4 protein-coding genes and 1 pseudogene are annotated in these 2,251 nt (G+C 29.6%); 3 read left to right on the top strand and 2 right to left on the bottom strand.

Annotation, left to right across the window (positions count from 1 at the left end; genetic code table 11):
• Positions 1 to 94 precede the first annotated feature (94 nt).
• From N5D03_RS14735 to N5D03_RS14745, 3 genes and pseudogenes are all read left to right on the top strand, one after another.
• A pseudogene (locus tag N5D03_RS14735) lies at positions 95 to 259 on the top strand (RHS repeat-associated core domain-containing protein); the annotation flags it as partial.
• A gap of 9 nt (positions 260 to 268) precedes the next feature.
• Positions 269 to 940, top strand: a complete 672-nt coding sequence (locus N5D03_RS14740) for a hypothetical protein (protein WP_280052093.1) — start codon at positions 269 to 271, stop codon at positions 938 to 940.
• A gap of 8 nt (positions 941 to 948) precedes the next feature.
• Entirely contained in the window at positions 949 to 1,503 is a 555-nt protein-coding gene (locus tag N5D03_RS14745) for a hypothetical protein (RefSeq protein ID WP_280052095.1), read from the top strand.
• A gap of 97 nt (positions 1,504 to 1,600) precedes the next feature.
• On the opposite strand, the gene N5D03_RS14750 is transcribed toward N5D03_RS14745, so the two are convergent.
• Both N5D03_RS14750 and N5D03_RS14755 read right to left on the bottom strand, forming a co-directional pair.
• A complete protein-coding gene (locus tag N5D03_RS14750) occupies positions 1,601 to 1,927 on the bottom strand; it encodes a type II toxin-antitoxin system RelE/ParE family toxin (protein WP_280052097.1) in 327 nt (108 codons plus the stop codon).
• A complete protein-coding gene (locus N5D03_RS14755) occupies positions 1,917 to 2,147 on the bottom strand; it encodes a hypothetical protein (RefSeq protein WP_219035473.1) in 231 nt (76 codons plus the stop codon). The genes N5D03_RS14750 and N5D03_RS14755 overlap by 11 nt, the downstream gene beginning before the upstream one ends.
• Positions 2,148 to 2,251: the final 104 nt, after the last annotated feature.

The following is a 2,251-nucleotide window of genomic DNA, read 5'->3' on the forward strand; positions in this document are numbered from 1 at the left end:
TTTATTATATTTGAGTGATAATGAAGCGTTCATTAAAAACTGAAGAAGTGTTGGAAATTTGAAGTGTATAGGGATGTAGGAATACAAATACAACGGCAAAGAACTGCAAACTGACTTAGACATCAACTTATACGACTACGGCGCACGTAACTACGACCCTGCAATAGGGAGATGGTTCAATATCGACCCTGCTGCTGAACTTAGCAGAAGATATTCACCTTATACTTACGCTCTCAATAATCCCCTAAGATTTATAGACCCTGATGGAATGATTGCAGAAGATATTATTAGAGGTCAAACCAAAGAAGATGTAGGGAAAATGAAAGAAGATATTCATAATGTTTTAAAAGATGATAAATTCAGTAAACTAAGAGGACTTATTGATGTTAAAGGAAAGGAATTTAAATCCATAAACTCAAAAGATTTAGCTTCTGCTTTATCAGGAGTTGATATGAATGAAGATGAGAAGGCTTATGTTGATATAGTAACAAATACAATTAATTCAAAAGAAATACATACTATTGAATATATGAGCGGAGAGTTTACATCTACAGAAGGTGCTGCAGCATTTAAAGAGCATATGAATAGTATTCAGTCTGGAGTTGGAGATGCAATGGTAATAGATGATAAATTAAGTACAAGTCTAGTAACAGGGTTAGGTAAAGAAGGTTTTAATGTTCCAACCAAAAATGGTTCTCATTCTTTTATAAATTCAAATGTATCTGGTAATGAAAGAAGTTCTACTTCTGGACATGAATTATTTGGACATGGTATCCCATCTGCTAGAAAACTTACTCCTGCAGATAATAATTCAAATGCTATACGAGCAGATAATCTAATAAGACGATTATTAGGTATGCCTCAAAGAGATGGGAAAGATCATGGAGGTTATTCTGAAGGACATATAAAAGACCCTAAAAAAATACCTCTTACTAAATAGTTTATAAAATGAAAATATTATATTTTTTACTTTTTCTTTCTTCAATTTGTATAGCTCAAATTAATGATGAATTTAGTTCTATATCAAAAAGTAGAAATAATGCAGAAAAAGTTTTCAAATTGTTTAATAATGAGAATCATAAAATTATTTTATACTCTCTAGAAGATAAATATTTTTATCTTATTATTGAAACAGAGAAAAAAGATTTTTATAAAGAATATTATATAGCTTTAGATGATTTAGACTCTGTAAATGAAGTTCGCTTCATAAATAATATTAAACAGACTAGAAAACAACGAAAAGATAAAAAGAAATCTAATAAATTATTATCTGAAGCAGAACCTATATTTGATTTAAAAAAATATCATACAAATTTAATAACTAAAGTTCCAAATGCAGAATTTGTAAGAGGAGTACCATCGTATTTTGTATTAAAAGATATTAATAATGAAAAATATGGAGAATATCAGTTAGCATCACTAACCCTACCTTTACCTATAAATGGAAAACTTGCAGGTTATTTGATTAAACGATTATCCGAAGAAATAAATCGAAAAGAATAATAATTAGGGTAGTGTATCAGAAGTGTTGTTATTATACAACATATTAATTACAAATAATTCATAATAAAGCAAAAGGCAAACTAAGGTTTGCCTTTTGTTATTTTATCAGTTTTAGTAAATCCTTTATTTCTTTATCGGAGATAGAATCTTGTTCGCTTTTATCGTAAAGAGAAAGTAGATAAATCGTTTCATTTTCAATAAAAAGATGCGTTATTACTCTTGCTCCGCCGCTTTTACCTTTACCTTTCGACTTTATTGCCAAACGTATTTTGTAACAATTATCGGCTAAAGCAGTTCCTAAGGTAGGATTTTGTTGTAATTCTTCAATTAAAACAGCTAAATCCTCTTTCAACGAACGGTATTTCTTTCCAGGTTTTTTGGCTTCTTTCAGAAATTCCGGCGTTGCAATAATATTATAACTCATCCAATAATTCTTTGGCAGAAATTCCTTTTAGTTTTCCCTCTTTTATCAGATTTAGTTCTGTTACAGCCTGTTTCAAACTCGCTTTTACATCTTCTGTAGAATCGGTGTTTTCGGTATTTTGTCGTGTAATTTTCATTTTCAAAGCTTTTGCAAAAGCTTTCAATGCTTTCGCTTCTTCCGATGTAGAAGGCTCTACGATATAGATTTCTTGCGTTGTCATTATTTCACTTTTTTAACTATTAAACCGCTAATTGCTTTTGCAAATTATTCTTTAGAATAAAAGCCTCTAATAAATCTTTGATTGTATTTTTTTGATTATCATTT

Source organism: Empedobacter sp. GD03861, assembly GCF_029840885.1.
GTDB classification, from domain to species: Bacteria; Bacteroidota; Bacteroidia; order Flavobacteriales; family Weeksellaceae; genus Empedobacter; species Empedobacter falsenii_B.

Bases quoted from the DNA above. Each gene is read 5' to 3' on its own strand.
- N5D03_RS14745 (WP_280052095.1), top strand. From the start codon at position 949: ATGAAAATATTATATTTTTTACTTTTTCTTTCTTCAATTTGTATAGCT.
- N5D03_RS14755 (WP_219035473.1), bottom strand. From the start codon at position 2,147: ATGACAACGCAAGAAATCTATATCGTAGAGCCTTCTACATCGGAAGAA.
- N5D03_RS14740 (WP_280052093.1), top strand. From the start codon at position 269: ATGATTGCAGAAGATATTATTAGAGGTCAAACCAAAGAAGATGTAGGG.
- N5D03_RS14750 (WP_280052097.1), bottom strand. From the start codon at position 1,927: ATGAGTTATAATATTATTGCAACGCCGGAATTTCTGAAAGAAGCCAAA.